This is a genomic window from Plantactinospora sp. B24E8, assembly GCF_039871735.1.
Classification (GTDB): Bacteria; Actinomycetota; Actinomycetes; order Mycobacteriales; family Micromonosporaceae; genus Plantactinospora.
On record NZ_JBDPMH010000087.1, the window covers coordinates 1 to 952 of the forward strand.

The window sequence follows — 952 nt, forward strand, 5'->3', positions numbered from 1 at the left end:
CACCCACGACCCCGACCGAACAACAGATCACCGACATCTTCACCACCATCCTGACCACCACCAACCCGATCAGCACCGACGACAACTTCTTCGACCTCGGCGGCAACTCCCTCCAGGTCATCCGGGTTGTCAACCGACTCAACAACGCCTTCGGCACCACCCTCGGAGTCCGCGACTTCTACACCGCCCCGAACATCGCCACCCTCGCCAACCGCATCGAGGAGAACGTGCTGGCGAATCTGAGCCAGGACGACCTGGCCCAGTTGCTCGACGACGAAGGAGACGGCCGCCATGGCTGACCGGCTGAAGCAGAGCACCGAGCTGTCCCCCAGCGAGCGGGCCCGGGTGATGGAGCGGCTGATCCGGCGGCGGGCCGCGCAGCAGGCGGCGGACGCCGACCGGATCCCGCGGCGCCCGCCGGGCCAGCCCGTGCCGTTGTCGTTCGGTCAGGAGGCGCTCTGGTTCGTCGACCAGCTCGACCCCGGGCAGTCCACCTACAACCTGCCGCTGCTCTACCGGCTGCGGGGGCGGCTCGACATCGAGGCGCTGCGCCGGTCCCTGGAGATCGTGGTCGACCGGCACGAGGTGCTGCACACCACGTACGAGGCCCGGGACGGTGAGTCCTACCAACTGCTATCCCCACAGGGGTCGTTCCCGCTGCCGGTCGAGGACGTCTCCGTCCTGCCGGTCGAGGAGCGGGAGGAGGCGGCCCGGCAGGCGGCCTCCCGGGAACGGCACGTGCCCTTCGACCTGACGTCGGGCCCGCTCTTCCGGGCCCGGGTGGTCCGGTTGTCCGAAGAGGAGCATCTGCTCTGCCTGACGTCGCACCACAGTGTGGCGGATGGGTGGTCGGTGGGTTTGTTGAATGGTGAGTTGTCGGTGTGTTATGGGGCGTTGGTGGGGGGTGGGGAGCCGGTTTTGGGGGAGTTGCCGGTGCAGTTTGGTGATTTTG

2 protein-coding genes are annotated in these 952 nt (G+C 67.9%); both read left to right on the forward strand.

The window, feature by feature from the left end:
- Window positions 1–299: phosphopantetheine-binding protein (locus ABGB21_RS36880; RefSeq protein ID WP_347681776.1), on the forward strand; the 299-nt coding region annotated here is incomplete at its 5' end.
- Window positions 292–952 (forward strand): condensation domain-containing protein (locus tag ABGB21_RS36885; protein ID WP_347658680.1); only part of this gene is annotated, 661 nt, incomplete at its 3' end. The genes ABGB21_RS36880 and ABGB21_RS36885, both read left to right, overlap by 8 nt.